Origin of the sequence: Lactobacillus sp. ESL0701, assembly GCF_029433445.1 — a bacterium.
Taxonomy (GTDB): Bacteria; Bacillota; Bacilli; order Lactobacillales; family Lactobacillaceae; genus Lactobacillus.
In genome coordinates, this window is sequence record NZ_JAQTIC010000003.1 from 97,053 (window position 1) to 118,215 (window position 21,163).

23 protein-coding genes are annotated in these 21,163 nt (G+C 39.6%); 15 read left to right on the plus strand and 8 right to left on the minus strand.

The window, feature by feature from the left end:
- Positions 1-11: 11 nt before the first annotated feature.
- From galU to PT281_RS03425, 4 genes are all read left to right on the plus strand, one after another.
- Positions 12-911 (plus strand): UTP--glucose-1-phosphate uridylyltransferase GalU, encoded by a 900-nt coding sequence (gene galU, locus PT281_RS03410; protein ID WP_277152028.1) that lies wholly within the window; start codon positions 12-14, stop codon positions 909-911.
- A gap of 169 nt (positions 912-1,080) precedes the next feature.
- Positions 1,081-2,232 carry a thiolase family protein gene (locus tag PT281_RS03415; RefSeq protein WP_277152030.1) on the plus strand — a complete coding sequence of 384 codons (1,152 nt, stop codon included), beginning with the start codon at positions 1,081-1,083 and terminating at the stop codon, positions 2,230-2,232.
- A complete protein-coding gene (locus tag PT281_RS03420) occupies positions 2,233-3,447 on the plus strand; it encodes a hydroxymethylglutaryl-CoA reductase, degradative (RefSeq protein WP_277152032.1) in 1,215 nt (404 codons plus the stop codon). It abuts the gene before it with no gap.
- Positions 3,448-4,611, plus strand: coding sequence for a hydroxymethylglutaryl-CoA synthase (locus tag PT281_RS03425; protein WP_277152034.1), 1,164 nt, complete (start codon positions 3,448-3,450; stop codon positions 4,609-4,611).
- Between the two features lie 28 nt (positions 4,612-4,639).
- On the opposite strand, the gene PT281_RS03430 is transcribed toward PT281_RS03425, so the two are convergent.
- Positions 4,640-4,924 carry a hypothetical protein gene (locus PT281_RS03430; RefSeq protein WP_277152035.1) on the minus strand — a complete coding sequence of 95 codons (285 nt, stop codon included), beginning with the start codon at positions 4,922-4,924 and terminating at the stop codon, positions 4,640-4,642.
- 113 nt (positions 4,925-5,037) lie between these two features.
- On the opposite strand from PT281_RS03430, the gene PT281_RS03435 reads away from it, so the two are divergent.
- Complete coding sequence (locus PT281_RS03435) at positions 5,038-5,955, plus strand: alpha/beta hydrolase (protein ID WP_277152254.1); 918 nt, start codon at positions 5,038-5,040, stop codon at positions 5,953-5,955.
- Between the two features lie 178 nt (positions 5,956-6,133).
- Here the strand turns inward: PT281_RS03435 and rlmD are convergent, their stop codons facing one another.
- A complete protein-coding gene (rlmD, locus tag PT281_RS03440) occupies positions 6,134-7,513 on the minus strand; it encodes a 23S rRNA (uracil(1939)-C(5))-methyltransferase RlmD (protein ID WP_277152037.1) in 1,380 nt (459 codons plus the stop codon).
- Positions 7,514-7,643: 130 nt separating this feature from the next.
- On the opposite strand from rlmD, the gene recX reads away from it, so the two are divergent.
- Entirely contained in the window at positions 7,644-8,459 is an 816-nt protein-coding gene (recX, locus tag PT281_RS03445) for a recombination regulator RecX (protein ID WP_277152039.1), read from the plus strand.
- Between the two features lie 10 nt (positions 8,460-8,469).
- Positions 8,470-8,949 carry a hypothetical protein gene (locus tag PT281_RS03450; RefSeq protein ID WP_277152041.1) on the plus strand — a complete coding sequence of 160 codons (480 nt, stop codon included), beginning with the start codon at positions 8,470-8,472 and terminating at the stop codon, positions 8,947-8,949.
- Here PT281_RS03450 and PT281_RS03455 read toward each other — a convergent pair whose 3' ends face one another.
- Entirely contained in the window at positions 8,950-9,411 is a 462-nt protein-coding gene (locus PT281_RS03455; protein WP_277141308.1) for a hypothetical protein, read from the minus strand.
- A gap of 101 nt (positions 9,412-9,512) precedes the next feature.
- Here PT281_RS03455 and PT281_RS03460 point away from each other — a divergent pair, with 101 nt between their 5' ends.
- Together PT281_RS03460 and PT281_RS03465 are read left to right on the plus strand one after the other, a co-directional pair.
- The gene (locus PT281_RS03460) at positions 9,513-10,382 is read left to right on the plus strand and encodes a hemolysin family protein (protein WP_277152042.1); all 870 of its coding nucleotides are present in this window, start codon (positions 9,513-9,515) and stop codon (positions 10,380-10,382) included.
- The gene (locus tag PT281_RS03465) at positions 10,382-11,953 is read left to right on the plus strand and encodes a peptide chain release factor 3 (protein ID WP_277152044.1); all 1,572 of its coding nucleotides are present in this window, start codon (positions 10,382-10,384) and stop codon (positions 11,951-11,953) included. Before PT281_RS03460 ends, PT281_RS03465 begins: the two co-directional genes overlap by 1 nt.
- A gap of 29 nt (positions 11,954-11,982) precedes the next feature.
- Here the strand turns inward: PT281_RS03465 and PT281_RS03470 are convergent, their stop codons facing one another.
- The 3 genes from PT281_RS03470 to PT281_RS03480 all read right to left on the minus strand — a co-directional run bounded on the left by PT281_RS03470 (position 11,983) and on the right by PT281_RS03480 (position 15,013).
- Positions 11,983-12,258, minus strand: coding sequence for a hypothetical protein (locus PT281_RS03470; protein ID WP_277152046.1), 276 nt, complete (start codon positions 12,256-12,258; stop codon positions 11,983-11,985).
- 157 nt (positions 12,259-12,415) lie between these two features.
- On the minus strand, positions 12,416-12,697 hold the full coding sequence (locus tag PT281_RS03475) for a DUF1827 family protein (RefSeq protein ID WP_277152047.1): 282 nt from the start codon (positions 12,695-12,697) through the stop codon (positions 12,416-12,418).
- Between the two features lie 123 nt (positions 12,698-12,820).
- Positions 12,821-15,013: an ATP-dependent Clp protease ATP-binding subunit gene (locus PT281_RS03480; RefSeq protein ID WP_277152049.1), complete on the minus strand. Its 2,193-nt coding sequence runs from the start codon at positions 15,011-15,013 to the stop codon at positions 12,821-12,823.
- 161 nt (positions 15,014-15,174) lie between these two features.
- Between PT281_RS03480 and PT281_RS03485 the strand changes: the two genes are divergently transcribed.
- The 6 genes from PT281_RS03485 (at position 15,175) to PT281_RS03510 (ending at position 19,805) form a co-directional block, all read left to right on the plus strand.
- Entirely contained in the window at positions 15,175-15,357 is a 183-nt protein-coding gene (locus PT281_RS03485; RefSeq protein ID WP_277152051.1) for a hypothetical protein, read from the plus strand.
- Between the two features lie 112 nt (positions 15,358-15,469).
- The gene (locus PT281_RS03490; RefSeq protein ID WP_277152052.1) at positions 15,470-15,736 is read left to right on the plus strand and encodes a phosphocarrier protein HPr; all 267 of its coding nucleotides are present in this window, start codon (positions 15,470-15,472) and stop codon (positions 15,734-15,736) included.
- Complete coding sequence (ptsP, locus tag PT281_RS03495) at positions 15,736-17,469, plus strand: phosphoenolpyruvate--protein phosphotransferase (protein WP_277152054.1); 1,734 nt, start codon at positions 15,736-15,738, stop codon at positions 17,467-17,469. Before PT281_RS03490 ends, ptsP begins: the two co-directional genes overlap by 1 nt.
- A gap of 210 nt (positions 17,470-17,679) precedes the next feature.
- Positions 17,680-18,078 carry a transcriptional regulator SpxA gene (gene spxA / locus PT281_RS03500; protein WP_277131190.1) on the plus strand — a complete coding sequence of 133 codons (399 nt, stop codon included), beginning with the start codon at positions 17,680-17,682 and terminating at the stop codon, positions 18,076-18,078.
- A 107-nt stretch (positions 18,079-18,185) separates the two neighbouring features.
- Positions 18,186-18,914: an adaptor protein MecA gene (locus tag PT281_RS03505; protein ID WP_277152056.1), complete on the plus strand. Its 729-nt coding sequence runs from the start codon at positions 18,186-18,188 to the stop codon at positions 18,912-18,914.
- A gap of 63 nt (positions 18,915-18,977) precedes the next feature.
- A complete protein-coding gene (locus PT281_RS03510) occupies positions 18,978-19,805 on the plus strand; it encodes a competence protein CoiA family protein (RefSeq protein ID WP_277152058.1) in 828 nt (275 codons plus the stop codon).
- On the opposite strand, the gene PT281_RS03515 is transcribed toward PT281_RS03510, so the two are convergent.
- Positions 19,797-20,435, minus strand: coding sequence for a DsbA family protein (locus tag PT281_RS03515; protein WP_277152060.1), 639 nt, complete (start codon positions 20,433-20,435; stop codon positions 19,797-19,799). The two genes, PT281_RS03510 and PT281_RS03515, sit on opposite strands and share 9 nt — an antisense overlap.
- An 81-nt stretch (positions 20,436-20,516) precedes the next feature.
- Entirely contained in the window at positions 20,517-21,140 is a 624-nt protein-coding gene (locus PT281_RS03520) for a CYTH domain-containing protein (protein WP_277152062.1), read from the minus strand.
- Between the last annotated feature and the right edge of the window lie 23 nt (positions 21,141-21,163).

The window sequence follows — 21,163 nt, forward strand, 5'->3', positions numbered from 1 at the left end:
AAGTGTAAAAAATGAAAGTAAGAAAAGCAATTATACCAGCAGCAGGTCTGGGGACGAGATTTATGCCTGTAACTAAGGCAATGCCTAAGGAAATGTTGCCAATTGTTGATAAGCCAACCATTCAATTTATTGTTGAGGAAGCTAAAAATTCAGGAATTGAAGACATTTTGATTGTTACTGGTAAAAATAAGCGGACAATTGAAGACCACTTTGATTCTAATCCTGAACTTGAACAAAATTTGCAAGAAACAGGTAAAACCAGCTTGCTTGAGATGTCGCGAGAAATTACGCAATTGGGGATTAATATCTACTATACAAGACAGCCCCATCCTCTTGGCTTAGGCGATGCGATTGCTCGCGGACGTAGTTTTGTTGGGGATGAGCCCTTTGTTGTCATGCTGGGTGACGACTTAATGTTAGATAAAGTGCCGTTAACTCAGCAGCTAATCAACCGGTATAATGAAACTCATGCTTCAACAATCGCAGTGATGCCGGTGCCGCACAAGGAAGTTTCTAAATACGGTGTTATTGAGCCGGAGAACGAAATTGTGCCGGGACTGATTAATGTTAAGTCCTTTGTGGAAAAGCCGGATATTGATAAGGCACCTAGCGATTATGCGATTATTGGTCGGTATCTGCTAACGCCAGAAATTTTTGACATTTTGGCTAAGCAGAAGCCAGGTCGCGGTGGAGAAATTCAATTGACTGATGCCATTGATACAATGAATAAGACGCAGCGCGTTTTTGCTCATGTTTTTAAAGGTGAACGCCACGATGTGGGTAATAAGGAAAGCTATCTGGAAACGTCCATCGAATATGGTCTTAATCATCCTGAAATTAAGGATGATTTGCGTAAGTATATTATTAATTTGGGTCAAAAGTTAGCGGCTCAAGATAAGAAAAAGAAATAGACAAAATGATTTGAAAGCACTTTAAACTTTAGGTTTAGGATGCTTTTAATTTTGTCTAAATTTTTGAAAACGACTTTAAACTTTTTCTTAACACCACTCAAACCACTAGTTAAACGTGTCGAAATTTGCTAAGGTTTGGAAATAAATCTTTTAGTAGGAGAATCTGTTAATGAAAGATATTTTTATTGTTGCTGCGAAAAGGACACCATTTGGTCGTTATCGCGGGCAATGGGCTGATCAGGATGCGGTCTTTTTGGGTCAATTAGCACTTACCGAAACTTTGCGTAGTATTAGTCTTGAAGCTAGCGACCTTGATGCTTTGTTTATGGGGAATGTTTTAGGAAGCGGCTTGGGTCAAAATATGGCGCGGCAAATAGCTTTGAATGCTGGCATGAAGCTGAATAGCAGCAGTGTAACTGTTAATGAAGTCTGCGGTTCGAGTTTGAAGGCTTTGCGTCTAGCTCAAGGGCAGATGGAATTGGGAGACTTTGGCTTGGTTGCCGTTGGCGGTAGTGAAAGCATGACCAATGCCGCATATTTTAGTAGCACCAAAAATTCACCGGCACTTGAAAGTATCATGTTAACTGATGGCTTGACTGATGCTTTTTCTGGGCAGCATATGGGCATAACTGCAGAAAATGTCGCCGAAAAATATCAAGTTTCACGCCAAGAAATGGATGAGTACAGCTATGAGTCACACCAAAAAGCCGCACGAGCTGTTAAGCAAGGATATTTTGCACCGGAACTAATTACGACCAAGATTAATGGTCACCAAATTGTTCAAGATGAAAATATTCGCCCAGATACCAGCCTTGACGCGTTAGGTAAGCTCAAGCCCGCTTTTACTCTAGATGGGCAAGTCACTGCTGGGAATGCTTCACCACTTAGTGATGGTGCCAGTATGGTACTTTTGGCAACGGCAGAAAAGGTAAAAGAGCTGCAGCTCAAGCCGTTAGCTCGTTTGGGCGCATTTGCGGAGTCCGGAACTGATCCAGCTTATATGGGTTATGCACCGTATTATGCTGTACAAAAGTTATTGAAACAAACAGCTAGTCAAATTACGGATTATGATGTAATTGAAGTCAACGAAGCATTTGCGGCCCCGAGTGTTGCCTTGGCTCGCGACCTGGCAATTCCAATGGAACGGTTGAATATTTTTGGTGGTGCGATTGCTCTAGGGCATCCCTTAGCTGCCACAGGTACGCGGTTAGTGACAACTGCAATTAATGCACTAAATCATGTTAATGGCAAGCGGGCACTGGTAACTCTCTGCATTGGTGGCGGTCAAGCAATTGCCTGTGAATTAATCGGGATGAATTAAATGAAGTTTTATCGATTAACGCCGCAGCAGCGACGGGACGTACTTGTAAAACAAGGAATAAAATTAGATGACATTGACGCGGCAACGTTAAATCAGCTTAACCAATTAAGCGAAAATGTTGTAGGGCAATTACGTTTACCAGTAGGCTTAGTGCAAAATTTGCTGGTTAATGGCCACTCTTATTGGGTGCCAATGGCAACAGAAGAACCTTCAGTTGTGGCGGCTGCCAATCATGGCAGTAATATTTTTAATAAATGTGGCGGCGTTACTGCTCAAAGCAAGCGTCAGGGTATTTATGGTCAAATTATTTTACAGGTCACAACTGACTTTAAGCCAGAAAAATTAAGCGAGCAGTTTCCCCAATTAATTGAACTGGCTAATCAAGAATTTGCGAGTTTGGTTAAACATGGCGGCGGTGTGAAAGAAATTGAGCTGCGGCAAGAAGATGAGCTTGTTTATGTGAAAGTATTAGTTGACCCCGCTGAAGCCATGGGGGCCAATAAGGTAAATGCAATTATGGAGTTTTTAGCGGATCAATTGGTAAAATTGCCGATAGTTACTTCAAAATTATTTGCGATTTTATCAAATTATCCTAGTCAATTGACGACAGCCCAAGTTAAATTGCCAGTAAATGCAGTTGGCGGGGCGGAGATTGCTGACAAGATTGCCTTATTAAGTCAAATTGGTCAACGCGATGTGTATCGTGCTGTGACTAACAATAAAGGAATTATGAATGGCGTCTATGCCGTCTTAATGGCAACGGGCAATGATGAACGTGCGGTTGCGGCTGCATCCGGCGTTTTAGCTAGTCAGTCTGGGCAGTACACAAGTTTAAGCAAGTGGGAAGTTCAAGGCGACTATTTATCTGGGGAATTGACTTTGCCGCTGGCAATTGGTACAGTTGGCGGCTCAATTAAGGCACGCACCGATGTTCAACAAAATTACCGGATTTTAGGAAAAACTATTACCACCGCAGAATTAGCTAATGTAATTGCGGCAGTGGGACTGGCTAATAATCTGGCTGCCTTACTGGCAATTGCGACCGAAGGTATCCAAAAAGGGCACATGAAGCTGCAGGCTCGCAATTTAGTAGCTAATTTATCCGCGACTGCGCAAGAAAAAAAGCAGGTTTTGCAGTTATTGACGCAAAATCGTGAGTATTCAGAAGCTGCAGCCAGTAAGTTTTTGCATCAAGTTAGAGAAAGGGAAGACTAAATGCAGGTTGGAATTGACCAGATAGGGTTTTATACGCCTAATAAGTATGTTGATATGGTGGATTTGGCTCACGCGCGCAATGAAGATCCCAATAAATATTTAATTGGCATTGGCCAAAGCCAGATGAGTATTGCCGATCAGACGCAGGATGCCGTTTCAATGGGAATTAACGCCACACAGAGCTATTTGTCACAAGTTGATCGCGAGCAAGTGGGCTTGCTGGTTTTTGGGACTGAAAGTGGTGTTGATCAGTCGAAGTCTGCTTCTTTATTTGTCAAAAGCGCCTTGAATTTACCCCCAGAAGTTCGAACTTTTGAGGTGAAGGAAGCTTGTTTTGGCATGACTGCTGGTGTGATGATTGCCCGCGATTATGTTCGCTTGCATCCCCATCATAGCGCGATTGTAATCGGCAGTGATCTGGCTCGTTACGGTATTGCGACTGCGGGAGAAGTTACCCAGGGCGCGGGCAGCGTCAGCTTGCTAATTAAGGCGCAGCCGCGTATTTTGACCTTAAACGATGGTCATAGTGCCTTTAGTCAGGATATTAATGACTTTTGGCGGCCTAATAATTCTGCGACCGCGTTAGTTGACGGTAAGTATTCCACCCAGGTTTACTTGGACTTTTTTCAAAGAACGTTTACGGATTATCAGAAATTAAAAAATTGGCAGACAAGTGATTTTGCGGCGCTAATCTATCATTTACCCTTTACCAAAATGGGTTTAAAGGCTAACCGGTTAGCAGTTGTCAATCAAGATGAAGCAACGATTAGTCGTTTGGTGGCTAACTTTACAGCCGGTGCGCAATACGGCAGAGTGGTAGGGAATATTTATACGGCGTCACTTTATTTAAGCTTATTGAGTTTATTAGAAAACGGCTCATTAGCAGATAATGCCTTAGTTGGTCTTTTTTCTTATGGCTCAGGTGCGATGGGCGAGTTCTTCTCGGGACGAACAGTTGCAGATTATCAAAAAATGCTTAACCCGAGTGCAACGCAAGATTTACTAAGCAGGCGACAAAAATTAACAATTCCGGAATATGAGCAGATTTTTACAATGGCTCTTAGAGATCCGGCTGATGGCTTAATCTTAGTTAGTGATGAAGCTGCGGGGTACTGGTACTTTGCTGGCACGAAAAATCATATTCGCCAATATCGGCAAAAATAATAAAAGCAGACTGGTGACAGTCTGCTTTTTAAGTTAGTCTAACCGAATTAGTTTCCGGTAAAATTTGGATGCCATAAATGGGTAATCGTTCAGTGCCGTCTTGTACCCATAGTGGGATAGCGCGACCGTGCAAATGCTTGACTAAGTGGATGATTTTGGCTTTAGTCATTGGGACTTTTCCTGGATAAAGCAAACAATTACTGCTCGTAATCTTTAATTGTCCTAGCGGCAATACTTGCTCTTTAATTGTTAAATAAAAACTTGTTTGCGCATTTAAGTCATTAGTTAATTGTAGTAAATCTGTGAGTCTCATATTATTAACCTATACAAAAGCTAAAATGTTATACTAATCGTATTATATTTTTGATAGAAAGTTGGCTATACTCTTTGAAACAATTAAAACATAAAAAATTATGGCTTTCATTAATTATCGTTGTTTTATTGATTTGTCTGTTATTTACTGGTGCCGGGTTTTATTTCTTTAAGGTGGCTTGTGTCCCGGGACATAAGAGTTTTTTGTCTTCTTCAAGTAAGGTTCTTAAGAAGTCTGACCCGCTTTACAAGCAGAAGAAATGGTTCAAGCAGGTTAATAAAGAAAAATGGCACATGCAATCTGCTGATGACAAGTACCGCCTAGATGCTAATTATATTCCTAGCAAACATTCGCATAAAACAGCAATTATCTTGCCAGGTTACATGAATGTTAAAGAAGATATGGGCAAGTACGACGCGCTATTTCATGAGTTAGGTTACAATACTTTGACACCAGATCCACGTGCCCAAGGCAAGAGTCAAGGAAAATATATTGGCTACGGCTGGGTCGAAAAGGCCGATGTCAAAAAGTGGATTAACCGAGTACTTGCTAAAAACGGTCAAAACCAGCAAATTGTTGTCTTTGGCGTTAGCATGGGTGGTGCCACGACGATGATGGTCAGCGGGTTGCAGTTACCTAAGCAGGTTAGGGCATTTGTCGAAGACTGTGGCTATACTAGTGTCAAAGATGAAATTGAACACGAGGCTAAAGCTCTATATAATATGCCGGCTTTCCCAAGATTTCCAATGGTTGAAATCTTGAGTGGAATTAATCGCGTTAAAGTTGGTTACTTCCTTAAAGATGGTTCAAGTATCAATCAGTTGCACCAAAATCATCGACCAATGTTGTTTATTCACGGCGGTAATGATACTTTTGTGCCAACTAAGATGGTTTATCGTAATTATCGTGCGACTCAAGGTCCTAAGCAGCTTTGGATTGCTCCAAAGTCCAAACATGCTAATTCTTATGAGGATCATCCCGCAGCTTACAAAGCACATGTTAGTCAATTCTTAGCCCAATACATTAAATAAAGTTTAATATTTGCAAGCGATTACAATAATTGCTATGATAACTAAGTGGATAGCGTATCAGCAAAAATTTAATCTCTAAAATTGTATATTGTCAAAATGCTCTGCTAATAATGTAATAGATAGTAGAAATATACCTTATCCGCAAACAAAAACAGCTGCCATTATGGCAGCTGTTTTTTTATTTGCGTAAAGTTAATTTGGCAATACATTCACACCGTGGAGTCTGCGGCAGCATATCAACGTTCTCAATTAAGCGGACATCATAAGCTTCAGATAGTAAGACGAGGTCTTGGGCCAAAGTTGATGGGTTACAAGAAATGTAAACAAAAGTTTGTGGCTTAATCTTGAGCAGCGTTTTAATTAAGCTCTTAGCTAACCCAGTTCTTGGGGGGTCAACGATTAAGGCGTCAATTGCTACGCCGGTTTCTTGTAAATGCGGCAAAACTTTTTCAACACTGCCTTGAAGATAATCGGCGTTCTTGATGTGGTTGAGTTCGACATTGTGTTTAGCGTCATCAACGGCTTCTGGAATGGTTTCAATGCCAATCACTTGCTTAACGTGTTCTGCAGCTAAGATACCTAAGGTACCAACACCGCTGTACGCGTCAATTAAGGTTGCATCTTGGTCAAGATCTAAAAACTTCAACGCTTCCGAGTACAAATTGGCGGTTTGTTGCGGATTTAGTTGGAAAAAGGCCCGCGGTGACAAGGCAAACTTTTTACCCAAGATTTCTTCAGTAATCTTGTTTTTACCGGCAAGTTTTTCGGTTTTATTGCCCCAGACTTGTGGGTTACGCCAGTCAGTTTCATTTTGATAAACGCTAACCACGCCAGGTAATTTCATGATTTCTTGGCTTAACGGCAACAAGTTCTTGATTTCATGACCAACAGTGATTAAGGTTACTTGAATTTCTTGGGTAGCTTCGGCTTCGCGAACAACAATAGTCTTCAGACCGGGAGTATGCCGGTAAGGATTAGCAACAGCCACGTGCATTTTTTCAACTAAGGTCTTAATTTGCCGTTCAATCTTTTGCGTAGCTTCACTTTGGGTTGGCATGTTTGGCAAGTCATAAAGATGATGTGAATTTGGCGCAAACAAGCCTAAGTTAGTTTTACCGTGATCTTGCTCAATTTGGTACTGTGCTTTGTTACGGTAGTGCCATTCATTTGGGGCCGGGATGGTCGGTTTAACTTTGTATTTACGATAGCCGCGGGGATGGAATTTTTCTAAGGCTTCAAGTACATTGTCACGTTTAAACTCTAATTGCTTAGGGTAGGACAAATGTGCTAGTTCAAGACCGCCGATTGCGGGATTAACGCCTTTAGGGAAGGCAACGCGATCAGGACTTTGTTCTTTAATGCGGACAAGTTCAGCTTGAAGGTAATGGGGAAAATCTTTGATAATTTTAGCAACGACGACTTCACCTGGTAAAGCTCCAGGAATAAAAATAATCTTCTTACGGTAGTAGCCGATGCCCTCACCGTTAATGCCAAGACGCTTAATGGTAATAATTACGTCTTTTTCTTTTGGTTGGTTTCGTTTGAAATTTTTGTACATAATGTTCTTTCTACAATAAATAATTAACTATTAATAATTTATTGTACTCCTCAGAAAAAGTTTTTAGCAAGAAACACGAAAATTTGCTAGCATATAGGGTGAGGTTAAGAATTAGAAAGTTGAGGTTAAAATGCCAGTCATTACTAAAGTCAGCAGTCAAAAACGACCGGGACGTTACAATATTTTTTTGGATGGGCAGTATGCTTTTTCAGCTAGTGAGCAGACCGTTGCCGAGTTTATGTTGTTAAAAGGGCAGGAACTGACACCTGAAGAATTAGCGACGGTTAAAAAGTTTGATGCCGACAGTAAGGCGACTAATTTAGCTTCAAATTATCTAAGTTACCAAGCACGTACAGTTTATGAAGTCTTACAATATTTAAAAAAGCACGAGATTGACGATGAAGCTGCACAAAGTGCAGTTACGCAGCTAAGTGCGATGGGCTTTTTGGATGATCGCAAATATACCGTTTTATCAATTAAGCAGAGTCTGCGCAGCGGGACTGATGGACCGTTGACCTTGACACGTAAGTTAACCCAAAAGGGAATTGATCCAGCAATTATTCAAGAAGAAATGACTGCAATAGCCGATGAAGATTGGCTGGATACAGGCTTGCGGGTATTAAAGTCCCTGAAAAGTCAGGTTGGTAAGGTATCCGAGCGTGAATTGCAGCGCAAGATGAATTCCAAGCTCATGAGTCACGGCTTTTCTAGTGGTATTGCCTCACTGGTTATTGCCGAAATAGATTTAGAGCCAGACGCTGAGGCACAGGTTGAAGCACTCAAAAAGCAAGGGGTCAAAGCCTATAAACGTTTTCGCAGGCTGCCAGAAAGCGAACGCGACCGCAAGATTCGTAATTATTTGTTTGCTCACGGTTTTGCCAGTAATGAAATTGATGCGTTTTTAGCTGGTGAAATTATTCCGCTGGCTGAATTAGCTGAATATTAGGAGAAGAATAATGAAACAAGCACAAGAAGAATTGATTTTTGTCGGAAGACCATTTCCTGACGCGATGATGGATCAGGAAAAATCGTTTTCCGGCTGTAACTTGAAAATGGAAAATGATCCTGCTTTTCGGCAGTTTTTGAAGTCGAACCATTTGAGTAACAAGCGCAGCAGCCTAGTCGTGTTTGGCCCAGAAAATTTTATGTATTGGTACGGCGTAATTGTTCCTAAGGAAGTTGAAGTGCCAAGTACATTAATGAAGTTTGTCCTGCCGCGAACTCAGGTTGCCCGAGTTGAATTGTCTGAGCAAAGTTTAGCCTTTTTTAATCAGCCGCTTAACTTTGTCTTGCCGGAACTGATCCAAAAAGTAACCGAAGAAGGGACTCAGGTTTATGAGAATATGGGCGATAGTACCACGCCATATATTTTGCAGAGTCTAGATTTAGATACAAAAAAACTGTTCCAAGACTTGTATCTTGAGGACAGTAAGTAATTAATGCTGCTTGGGGTCAATTGATAAGTTATCGTATTCGACATACGCGCCAAGGCAGGTTGACAAAAGCATTACCAAAAAGACAATGCCGACAGATTTACCGACAATCTGGTCAAGTGTCAGGCAATTACGGACTAAAAACGTTGCCGCAAAGCAAAGAATGAAGTCAAGTACCATGTTGGCAAACAGTAGCAAGTAGCGCCGTCTAATACTGAAAAAACGCAATAATTGTTTAAAAAAGCCGTCGTCAACGGCAACGGCTAATAAATCAACGGGGCGTTGGATTGTTGCTTTGATGGCAAACATGATAATCGCGCCAACTAGCGCGCCGATAGTTGTTCTGAATAAGTCGGCCGAATGCAGAACTAGCGCATCGTAGCCGATACCGATAATTAAAAGGCTGCATAGGTAGGGAATTAATAGTAAAAATGTAAAAACAAGTAGAACGTGACTTTTTTTCATTAAATTAACCTCGTTTCTTACGTGCTATTCTAACATATCACGGGCGTACATGATATAATGTTATTATTTATATTGATGTTTTAAGAAAGAGAGCAAAAATTATGACTAGCGACCCTGCCAAGGGGAATTTATTTAAGCGATTTAAGAATAAATTTTCCCCTGCAAGTGATGAAGAAACCAAAGAACATTTAGCTAAGGAAGTTACAACACTGTTTGAAGACAAGCAAATTAGTGAAACAGAATCCTCCATGCTAAACAATGTTTTGGATTTTCAAGGGCGGATGGTCCGCGAGGTAATGGTCCCGCGGATTGACGCGTATATGGTGGATTGCTGTGATAGCTTTCAGGATAATCTTGATGACATTTTGCGTGAGCCTTATTCGCGCATCCCTGTGTACCAGCAGGATAAGGATAAAATCATCGGTGTGATTCATATTCGCACGGTGCTTCGTAAGGCAAGAGAAAAGGGCTTCGACAATATTGATTATGATGATGTGATGAACCCGCCGTTATTTGCACCGGAAACAACTGATCTAAGTGAACTACTAGTTGAAATGCAGCAGACGCAGCAGCAACTAGCTATTTTGACGGACGAATACGGCGGCGTGGTTGGGATAGCCACGATTGAAGATTTGATTGAAGAAATTGTCGGCAATATTGATGATGAGGTCGATCATGCCGAAGTCTTGTTTAACCAGCTTAGCCCTAATAAGTATGTCATTTATGGCAAGATGCCGCTGGTTGATTTTAATGAACAGTTTGGCACTGACCTTGAGATGGAGGATGTCGATACTGTTGCCGGCTTTATGATTACCAAGCTAGGAATTATTCCGGCTAAGGGCGAAAAGTTATCGGTTAAACTGGATAACGGGATGGTATTAACAACTAGAAGAATGATGCGGTCACGGCTTCTGACGGTGTTATTGACAATTCCGGAAGGAAAACAAAAGGAAGAAGAGCAAAGTAATTAATGAGTGAAGGACTTTTAGATAAAGTAAAAAGAAGAAGAACATTTGCGATTATCTCGCACCCCGATGCTGGGAAGACGACGATTACGGAACAAATGCTTCTTTTTGGTGGGGTAATCCGCAATGCCGGAACGGTTAAGGCACGTAAGACTGGTCATTATGCCACCAGTGACTGGATGGAAATTGAAAAGCAACGTGGGATTTCTGTTACCAGTTCCGTAATGCAGTTTGAATATCAGGGTAAACGAATTAATATTCTTGATACCCCGGGACACCAAGATTTCTCAGAAGATACATACCGGACGTTAATGGCTGTCGATTCAGCCGTAATGGTTATCGATTCTGCAAAAGGTATTGAACCGCAGACTAAAAAGCTGTTCAAGGTTGTTAAGCAGCGCGGGATTCCGATTTTTACCTTTATGAATAAGCTTGACCGTGATGGTCGCCCGCCGCTAGACCTAATTGCGGAATTAGAAGACTTACTTGGCATTGAAGGGGTCGCAATGAACTGGCCGATTGGTTCAGGACAAACGCTGCAAGGACTATACGATATTGCCAATAATCAGGTTGAATTGTACCGTAAGGATGGCGAAGACCGCTTTTTGCCATTAGATAAGGACGGAAAACTGCCAGCAAGTGAACCGTTTAGTCAAAATTCACAATTCCAAGATACTTTGGATGAGATTGACTTAATTAAGGAAGCGGGTAATACCTTTGACCTTGATAAAGTTATTAAGGGTGACCAGACACCGGTTTTCTTTGGTTCAGCTCTAACAAATTTTGGTGTGGAAACCTTCTTAAAGAGTTTTGTGCAATTAGCTCCGGCTCCTGAAAGTCATTTGGTTAACGGGGACGAGGAATTGAATCCTGATGATTCAGAATTTTCGGGCTTTGTCTTTAAAATTCAGGCTAACATGAATCCCCATCACCGTGACCGAATTGCCTTTGTCAGAGTAGGCAGCGGTGAGTTCAAGAAGGGACTTGATGTTACCTTAGCGCGGACGGACAAGCCAATTCGGCTGAATAACGCTACGGAATTTATGTCTAGTGAACGTGTTCAAGTTACTGATGCCGTTGCTGGTGATATCGTTGGGTTATACGATACCGGTAATTTTCAAATTGGGGATAGTATCTACGCGGGTAAGCGCAAGGTTGTCTATCCTGCATTGCCGGAATTTACGCCGGAATTGTTTGTGCGGGTAACTGCCAAAAACGTGATGAAGCAAAAGTCGTTCCACAAGGGGATGACGCAGTTGGTTCAAGAAGGAGCCATTCAGCTTTACCGCAATTACCAGACTGACGAATATATTTTAGGTGCTGTTGGACAACTGCAATTTGAAGTATTTAAATTCAGAATGAAGAATGAATATAACTCAGATGTTGAAATGACCAGTATCGGTCATCGGGTAGCTCGCTGGATTGATCCAGACCAGCTTGATCCGGCAATGTCGAACAGTCGTAATCTGCTGGTTAAGGATCGCTATGATCAACCGCTCTTCTTATTTGAAAATCAATTTGCGGAACGCTTCTTTAAAGATAAGTATCCGGATGTTAAATTAACTGAAAAACTTTAAAAATTCAAAAAAATGGTTGGCAATTAATGTCAACCATTTTTCTGATGTTCTAATTTCTCCTGTTTACGGCGGTTAATTCTATCTTTAATGTCCAAGATGGCACAGATTGAAAAATAAATAGCTAAAACAACAAAAGTTACGGAAATTGTTTTGGCAAAAACGCCGAAGTTAGTCATGACCGTCCAGATTAAGAAACAGACATAACATGATGAAATAACACCAACAATTCTGCTAATCCTGCGTTCAAGGTTAATCAGGTGAAAAAATCTACCCTCACTTAAATTTTTGATTTCTTTCTTTTTCATTTGTCGATACCCATAGTTAAATTTACTTATTTGAAAATTAAAATAATGTTAGCATTATTTATTGTAATTGTTAATTGGATTTTGCGATAAGTCAGAATAAATAAAAAAAGGCACTTTAAGAATCATCTTAAAGTGCCTTTTACTAGCAATAACTATCTTATTTATCAACGTGAATTTCGACCACGCGTTGATTTTTATCAAAGGTTACTAAATATGAAGGATCATTTTCTTTAATCAAACGTTTGATAATGAATTCGACCTCATCCTTACGGACGCGGCGGTCGTGGTTTTCGATCGCAATCCCGATTGCCTTGTCACTTTCAGTATAAATAACAGAAGTATTGCCTAAAGAATAAACTTTGACATAGTTCACGTCAGTTGAGTTAAGCTGACTGTGAACTAAATCCCGATAGCTATTGGTTACATCTATTAAATGCATGGATTTCACCCGTTTCTTGTAGTAGTTTTATTAACTCTAGTATAACGCTAAATTATTATTTTTTCCCAATATAAAAGCATGATTATTGTAATTTACAGTAATCATGCTTTCTTTATATTTTAATTAAAGTTCGGTGTCTGAAACTGCTGTTTCACTAGTAGCCAGTTGCTCATTAATTACAATGTGGTCATCAATAAGACTAGCAATTAAGTTCTTGGCATCTGGATGGTCAAGCTTGAAGTCGGCTACGCGGTCTTCAATTTTTTCTTGAATTATTCTGCGTAAAGGTCGTGCACCCATAGCTGGATTATAACCTTCCTCGATTAATTTCTTCTTGGCATCATCAGTTACACTAATTTGCAAGCCTTGATTCTTAACCATGCTGTTAGTTTCATCAAGCATCAAGTTAACAATTTTAACTAAATCTTCCTTTGATAACTCGTTGAATTCGATGACATCATCAAGCCGGTTTAAAAATTCAGGCTTGAAGAATTGACTCATTGAGCTTCTAGCAGAATCTTTTTCTTCATCTGTATTTTCAGCCGCAAAGCCAACACTAGTATTCTTAATTCCCTGACCAGCATTAGAAGTCATGATGATAATCGTGTCTTTAAAGGAAACGGTCCGACCTTGTGAGTCAGTTAAGCGCCCATCGTCTAGTATTTGTAAGAACAGGTTCATTACTGAGGGGTCTGCCTTTTCGATTTCATCAAGTAAAATTAGGCTGTAAGGGTGACGACGAACTTGTTCGGTTAATTGACCTGCTTCTTCATAACCAACATAGCCAGGAGCAGAACCGATTAATTTGGAAACAGAGTAGGATTCCATAAATTCTGACATATCAAAACGAATCATTGAATTTTTTGAACCAAACATTTGCTTGGCTAATTGCTTAGCTAGTTCTGTCTTACCAACCCCAGTTGGACCAACAAATAAGAAGGAACCAATTGGGCGACCGGACTTATTAAAGCCAATGCGGTTGCGGCGGATTGCGCGGGCAACTTTATCAACGGCTTGGTCTTGCCCAATAACATGGGCTTTTAAGGTAGGTGCTAAAGTTTGTAGCTGATTTTCTTCTTGCTTTTGCAAGTCGCCAACAGGAATACCAGTTTTTTCTTCAACAATCTTGTTCATAATTTTGCTGGTGATAACTGGGGACTTGTCAGGATCAATCTTTTGGTCTTTTACTTTATTGTACTTTTCGATTTGGTCGCGGTAATATGCGGCCTTTTCGTAGTCCTCGTTTTTCAATGATTCTTGCTTTAATTGTTGAGCAGCAGTAATGCGTTCCTTGAGCTTGTCCTTATCAACATAAGGAATGGTCAAGTTCATTCTTGAACCAGCTTCATCAAGCAGGTCAATGGCCTTGTCAGGCAAAAAACGATCTTGGATATAACGTTCTGATAATTCAGCTGCTGATTTGATGGCATCATCAGTATAGTGAACATGGTGATAATCTTCGTAACGTTTTTGGATTCCTTTTAAGATACGGATGGTTTCCGTAACAGATGGTTCTTTAACATCAACAGGTTGGAAGCGCCGAGCAAGTGCAGAATCTTTTTCGATTTCACGGTATTCTTTTAAGGTGGTTGCGCCGACAAGTTGTAAATCGCCGCGGGCTAGGGCAGGCTTAATAATATTACCTGCGTCCATTCCGCCTTCAGCGTTACCTGCACCGACAATTTCGTGAATTTCATCAATAAATAAGATAATGTCGTCGTGCTGTTGCAATTCTTTAATTAATTGCTGCATGCGCTGTTCGAATTGACCACGAATACCAGTTCCTTGAACAAGTGAAACGACATTTAGTGAAATAATTCGCTTGTCCTGTAATTTAGCAGGAACTGACCCATCAACAATTTGTTGGGCGAGTCCTTCGACAACTGCTGTCTTACCAACGCCGGCTTCACCAATCAATACCGGATTGTTTTTAGTTCTTCTATTTAAAATCTCAATTACGCGGGCAATTTCCTTATCCCGACCAATAACTGGGTCGATTTTGCCCTTTTTAGCTAGTGCTGTTAAGTCAGTACCATATTGGTCGAGTAGTGAATGACCACCGCCGGCGCCATTATTAACGTGTTGCGGATGCTCGGAATTAGCATTATTAAATGCCGCGTTATTTGCGTTCATACTATTAAATAAGTCATCAAAGTCTCCGAAGAAACCGTTGTTGTCATTATTCATATTGATATTTCCTTGTTGTTTAAGTTGTTGATAACATTGTCCACATAAATTAATTTCGCGACTTTGACCATTAACCTTGGCATAAAGGTGAATGGAAGCAGGCCGCTTTTGACAGTTTTGACAAAGCAATTACACTTACCGCCTTTCATTTCAAGTTTACTAAATTATATAATTAGCACTCTCAATAATCAAGTGCTAAAACCTGAAAAACTTATTTTTTGTAAGTTCAATAAATATGTTAAAATAACAGTGGTCATTAAACAAAAAGATAAAAAAGACGGTGATATTTAGTGGATTATCAAAAAATTCTTGAACAGTTGGCTGAAGGGGAGCTTGACCAATATGAAGTTGCTCCCCAAGATGCCTTTGATTTTCAAGCAGCCTTGCGGGCGTTTGGCAAACGGCAAAATATTACTGGCCGTGCTTTACGTGGTGGAAAAATAATTTATTCACAGTCAAAGTCTGAAAATTAATGATGTAAACTGTTACATTTATGTTGTCTAATTCACAAAAAAATGATAGTCTAATACTCGAGTAGGTATTTACTACCGTTTTGATTTTTCAATTTTAAAGGAGATAATTATAATGGAAAAATGCGATTTTCATATTGTTGCAGAAACAGGTATTCACGCTCGTCCAGCTACACTTTTAGTACAAGCTGCTTCGAAGTTTGGTTCAGATATTAATTTAGAGTATAACGGTAAGTCAGTTAACTTGAAGTCAATCATGGGTGTTATGTCACTTGGTGTTGGTAAGGGTGCTGATGTTACAATTACTGCTGATGGTGATGATGAAAAAGACGCTATTGCCGCTATTTCAGATACAATGAAAAAAGAGGGTTTAGCTGAATAATGACCAAGATTTTAAAAGGAATTGCTGCAAGTGATGGTATCGCTGTGGCACCCGCTTATCTCTTGGTAGAACCAGATCTTTCATTTACGAAGACCACTGTTTCCGATGCTGTTAGTGAATTAGATCGCTTTAAAAATGCGATCACTGCTTCGACTTCAGAAGTTGAAGCAATTCGTGACAGCGCTAAAGAGAGTTTAGGCGAGGACGAAGCTCAAGTATTTGAAGCCCATTTGATGATTTTAAATGATCCTGAATTTACAGGAGCCATTGAAACTGAAATCAAAGACCAAAAAATTAATAGTGAAGCCGCACTTGATGAAACTGCACAAAAGTTTATTGCAATTTTTGAAGGGATGACTGACAACGCTTATATGCAACAACGTGCTGCTGATGTGCGCGATGTTTCTAAGCGAATCATGGCTCATCTTTTGAATAAAGAATTGCCTAATCCAGCTGCAATTGACCATGAAGTTATTGTGGTTGCGCATGATTTGACTCCTAGTGATACTGCTCAATTAAACAAACAATTTGTTAAGGGCTTTGTGACTGATATTGGTGGTCGGACTGCGCACTCAGCAATTATGGCTCGGTCACTTGAATTACCAGCCGTTGTTGGTACTGAGTCAATTACTGCTGATGTTGAGAACGGTCAGACTTTAGTAGTCGACGGTTTAAATGGCGATGCTGTCATTGAGCCAAGTGATACTCAAGTTGCTGATTACAAGCAAAAGAGTGAAGCTTTCTTAGCCCAAAAGGCTGAATGGGAAAAATTGAAGAATGAACCATCAGTTACAGCTGACGGCAAGGAATTCACCATTGCAGCTAACATTGGTACACCAAACGATATGCAAGGTGTCAATGATAATGGTGCCGAAGCGATTGGCTTGTACCGGACTGAATTTTTGTACATGGATTCTAAGGACTTCCCAACAGAAGACCAACAATTCGAGGCTTATAAAGAAGTTATCGAAGGAATGCACGGCAAGCAAGTTATTATTCGGACAATGGATATCGGTGGCGATAAGCACCTTGATTATTGGGACTTGCCAGACGAAATGAACCCATTCTTAGGTATTCGTGCCATTAGACTGTCACTGAAGAATGAAGACATTTTCCGCACCCAATTACGGGCATTGCTTAGAGCCTCTGCTTACGGCAAGTTAGGAATTATGTTCCCAATGATTGGTACCTTGAACGAATTACGCAAGGCCAAGGCTATTTTAGCTGAAGAAAAGACTAAGTTAGTTAATGATGGTGTCAAAGTTGGCGATAACTTAGAAGTCGGGATGATGATTGAGGTTCCGGCTGCTGCAGTTTTGGCTGACCAATTTGCCAAAGAAGTTGATTTCTTCTCAATTGGAACTAATGACTTGATCCAATATACAATGGCTGCTGATCGTGGTAACGATAATGTTTCTTATCTGTACCAACCTGCTAACCCATCAGTATTGCGGTTAATTAAGCATACAATTGATGCAGCTCACGAAAATGGTATTTGGTGTGGCATGTGTGGTGAAGCTGCAGGTGACAGCACCATGTTCCCAATCTTATTGTCAATGGGTCTTGATGAATACTCAATGAGTGCAACTTCTATTTTGCGAATTAGAAGCTTAATGAAGAAGCTTAACACTGAGGATCTCAAGGAACTGGCAAATAAGGCATGTTATATTTCTGAAACTGCTGAAGAAAATGAACAGTTAGTTGCTGACTTGATGAATCAAGTTGACAAATAACAGAATAAAAAAATAGTACATTATCAAAGATGATGTACTATTTTTTGTTTAGCTTTAAACTTTCTTGATAAAAAAGTCATAATTTATTCACTTTTTATTTGTAAGATGAAAATATAGTTAATTACAAAAATACTACTTACAAAAAAGAAGTAATATGCTATAATAGATTATAGATAAGAAGTAGTATTTGTTCAAAGGAGCGTGAAATATATGGTTAATTTATATATATCTCCGAGTTGTACCTCGTGTCGTAAAGCTAAGGCTTGGTTAAAGAAGCATGACATTGCTTTTAAAGAAAGAAATATTTTTTCTGAACCTCTTACTAAAGACGAGCTTATTCAAATCTTGCGGATGACAGAAAATGGTACCGAAGAAATTATTTCAACGCGTTCAAGAGCTTTTCAGCAGTTAAAAGTTAACCTTGATGATTTATCGATTGACCAATTGCTTAATTTGGTTGAAAAGAATCCAAGTTTGTTAAGACGACCAATCATTATGGATGATCGGCGCTTGCAAGTTGGTTACAATGAAGATGAAATTCGTCGGTTCTTGCCACGGAAAGTTCGTCGGCTTGAGCTCGAAGAAATGCAAAAGATTGCAGACTTATAATCAAGCTATATTTTTAATAAAAAGCGTTAGTTTTTTAAACTAACGCTTTTATTTTATCTTCAAAGTACGCTACAATGGATAAAAGAATCCAATGGAGGTGAAAACTCGTGCAAGTTGATCATATTAATGAAAATACTATTCGTGTCCGAATAGATAAGAATGAGTTAGCTAGTCGTGGCTTAAAAGTTTTAGATTTATTAGGGGATCGGGATAAAATCCAGCATTTCTTTTATTCAATTTTGGATGAAGTTGATACCGACCATTCCTTTAGTCAGGACGCGCCAGTAACCTTCCAAGTAATGCCAAATAATGGCGGCTTAGACTTGTTAATTAGCAAGGTAACGAATAAGGATCGCGATAATTTGACGCAAATGTTTGGCGGCGAAGCTGAAACTGAGAAAGAAACTGAAGATTCGCGTAAAACATTTATTGATTTGGATTCTGATGAGGAACCAGAAGAGCCTGAAGCCGAAGAAGATCCTGTTAGCAATTCTCAAGATAATTCGCAACCGCAGGTTAAGAAGCCATTTTGGAAGTTTCAAAAGAAGCAGGCATACAGCTTTAAGGATTTAGATCCATTAACTGAATTAGCAGATAATTTGCGAGCTAATGATTTGTCCTCAAGTCTTTATTTTGAGCGAGGAGAATTTTTCTTAGAGTTAACATTCAATAATGAAAATTATGCAGAAATCAAACCTGCAGATGCTTGGGCAATTGCCAATGAGTATGGTATTAAAGTCAAGGCCAGTGAGATGGCGCGGGTACGCACAACGGGGAAGTGTCTAATTGCCTGTGATGCACTGGGACAACTACGTAAGTATTTTGATAAAAAGTAATCGTTAATTAAAAAGGCAAGTAAGTTACTTGCCTTTTTGCGTATGTAAATTTAGGTGATAAATTTGTACGCAGCATTATTGAATAATCAGTTGGTCTTAGCGACAGTTGAGGCACAGACTAAAAGTAAATCAGTAAGAAATTATTTTTGTCCGCGGTGTCATCACCGTGTGCAGCTTATTAGTAAGGCAGATGGCGCGTATTTTAAGCATTTAGCTAAGACAGCTAATATGATGGGAGAAAGGGCGGAACATGCGCAGAGCAAGTTACTACTTAAAGAGGCGTTAAGGACAGCCGGCTTTGATGCACAGGTGGAAATTCCACTGGCACAAGGGCAGCTGCGAGCAGATGTCCTGGCAAGTCCGCAGTTAGCGTTTGAGGTGCAGTGTGCACCATTAAGTTTGTCAGAATTTAACCATCGGCATCAATTGTATTCTGAAATTGGGATTGTTGATGTCTGGGTTGTGGGCCAGAGACATTATTTACGCAGGCAACTAAAAAAGTCACAGCTGCTATTTTTTCGTGAAAATGAACTGTGGCATGACTATTATCTAGAAATTAATCCCCAAAAGCAGCAATTAATTCTCAAATATAATATTTTACTTGAACCGGTTACTACGCGGGTTCATTATCAAAAAATGACATTTGCGCTAAACGCACAAGGTTTAAAGCAGTTATGGCACTTTCAGCCGCAACTTCAAGTATATCAAGTTAATCCTGGTGATCAACGTGATTATTTGGCTCGGCAATTAATTCAGCAAACTAAAACAGGACAGTCAATTGCGACCGCCCTGTATACTAGGAAACTTACTTTTGATGATTTGCCGGATGAGATTTTTAGTAAAATGCGCCATGTAGGTCAACTTAATAATGTTTTGACCTATTTAAATTAGGCGCAGATGATTAGTTTTACGCAAGTCACAATCTTTAGTTTCCTCGTTAAAGTTTTCGAGTAAGCAAGAATCATGCTTTAAGACCTTAATTAATTTATCGTGAGCAACGGTACCTTCCAGTAAAATACCGTTGTAATTACCGCTTTCGTTATAAATAATTGTTGTCGGTGTGTTGCGGACATTCATCTTCTCAGCAAGTTCCATATCTTGTTTAATTGATTTATCAATATATTTGTTGGCTTTAGGATTATTGATTTTGTTGAAATCTAAATTCAATTTTTTGGCAATTTTTCGTTGTAAATTTTCAGAATAGAGATTAAAGTTAACATTCAATGCCTGTTGCAGCTCAACCAAATAAGCACGGGCTTTTTTATTACCATATTCGAACTTAATTGCATGATAGATATGTAATGTCTGAAAAGAGGCCATCGTGTATTTGGAAACATCCGTTAACTTTTGCCCCTCTTTGCGGCGGCGAATAACGTCCGCTGTAATTACTTTTGTGTTAGTAATCGGAATATAATTAAAACAAGTATCAATATTAAGTTCATTAGTGGCTTGTTTGATTAAAAGTTCTGTATCATAACAGTAGATGCCAATCGGATTGACAAAGAGAAAAATCTCAAACATCTTTAATCCTTCCTTCAAATTACCAATTAACTATTACTTTACCAAATAACTTATATATAAACAAAGAATACGCTCACATAATTATCTTCTAACACGATGACTAAAGGCACGTGCGATTTTGGGCTGGTTAGTATTAGTTTTAGTTTGCTTAAAGTTATAGTCGTTTTCAAGGAAAATGAGGACTTTTTTGATTAAAGTAGGATTAGAATTTTCGATTTCTAATTCGTAATCAATATAAGAATCCGGATAAGTAGTTGCATCTAATGTTAATTCACAATTTTCGGGTCCAACAGCTAAAATGCGGCGTGTCTTATTAAAAGTTTGGAGGTATAGTTCAAGCCGCGTACCTAAATTATCTCGCAAGTATCGTTCAACATTACTATTAAATACAGCAACTGTACCCTTTTCTGCCTGCTGGACAAATTTTTGCGCGGCAGCCAGTTCTAAATCATCATTAATTTCAACTGCTTCATGAAAGTTATGTTGAATAAGCTGTGAGTGGGGAACTTTGAGTGTTTGTTCTGCATGGTCTTTGAATATTCGCACGCGGCAGCTGATATGGTGCTGCTTTAATAAGCCATCGGGCGTATCAAAATAATAATTAGCCTGCAAGAAGTCACTTTTAATGGGAAAGGCGGCACATAATTGTTGATAGGTTGTCTTAGTTAATAATGTTTTAGCTTCAATTTCAGTATTTTTAGTCATTATCATTACTCCAATCTGTTTAC

Excerpts from the sequence above, each read along its gene's own strand:
- recX (WP_277152039.1), top strand. The coding sequence starts at position 7,644 with ATGCCAGTCATTACTAAAGTCAGCAGTCAAAAACGACCGGGACGTTAC.
- PT281_RS03430 (WP_277152035.1), bottom strand. The coding sequence starts at position 4,924 with ATGAGACTCACAGATTTACTACAATTAACTAATGACTTAAATGCGCAA.
- PT281_RS03415 (WP_277152030.1), top strand. The coding sequence starts at position 1,081 with ATGAAAGATATTTTTATTGTTGCTGCGAAAAGGACACCATTTGGTCGT.
- PT281_RS03470 (WP_277152046.1), bottom strand. The coding sequence starts at position 12,258 with ATGAAAAAGAAAGAAATCAAAAATTTAAGTGAGGGTAGATTTTTTCAC.
- PT281_RS03420 (WP_277152032.1), top strand. The coding sequence starts at position 2,233 with ATGAAGTTTTATCGATTAACGCCGCAGCAGCGACGGGACGTACTTGTA.
- PT281_RS03425 (WP_277152034.1), top strand. The coding sequence starts at position 3,448 with ATGCAGGTTGGAATTGACCAGATAGGGTTTTATACGCCTAATAAGTAT.
- PT281_RS03450 (WP_277152041.1), top strand. The coding sequence starts at position 8,470 with ATGAAACAAGCACAAGAAGAATTGATTTTTGTCGGAAGACCATTTCCT.
- PT281_RS03475 (WP_277152047.1), bottom strand. The coding sequence starts at position 12,697 with ATGCATTTAATAGATGTAACCAATAGCTATCGGGATTTAGTTCACAGT.
- PT281_RS03465 (WP_277152044.1), top strand. The coding sequence starts at position 10,382 with ATGAGTGAAGGACTTTTAGATAAAGTAAAAAGAAGAAGAACATTTGCG.
- rlmD (WP_277152037.1), bottom strand. The coding sequence starts at position 7,513 with ATGTACAAAAATTTCAAACGAAACCAACCAAAAGAAAAAGACGTAATT.
- PT281_RS03455 (WP_277141308.1), bottom strand. The coding sequence starts at position 9,411 with ATGAAAAAAAGTCACGTTCTACTTGTTTTTACATTTTTACTATTAATT.
- galU (WP_277152028.1), top strand. The coding sequence starts at position 12 with ATGAAAGTAAGAAAAGCAATTATACCAGCAGCAGGTCTGGGGACGAGA.
- ptsP (WP_277152054.1), top strand. The coding sequence starts at position 15,736 with ATGACCAAGATTTTAAAAGGAATTGCTGCAAGTGATGGTATCGCTGTG.
- PT281_RS03460 (WP_277152042.1), top strand. The coding sequence starts at position 9,513 with ATGACTAGCGACCCTGCCAAGGGGAATTTATTTAAGCGATTTAAGAAT.
- spxA (WP_277131190.1), top strand. The coding sequence starts at position 17,680 with ATGGTTAATTTATATATATCTCCGAGTTGTACCTCGTGTCGTAAAGCT.
- PT281_RS03520 (WP_277152062.1), bottom strand. The coding sequence starts at position 21,140 with ATGACTAAAAATACTGAAATTGAAGCTAAAACATTATTAACTAAGACA.
- PT281_RS03515 (WP_277152060.1), bottom strand. The coding sequence starts at position 20,435 with ATGTTTGAGATTTTTCTCTTTGTCAATCCGATTGGCATCTACTGTTAT.
- PT281_RS03490 (WP_277152052.1), top strand. The coding sequence starts at position 15,470 with ATGGAAAAATGCGATTTTCATATTGTTGCAGAAACAGGTATTCACGCT.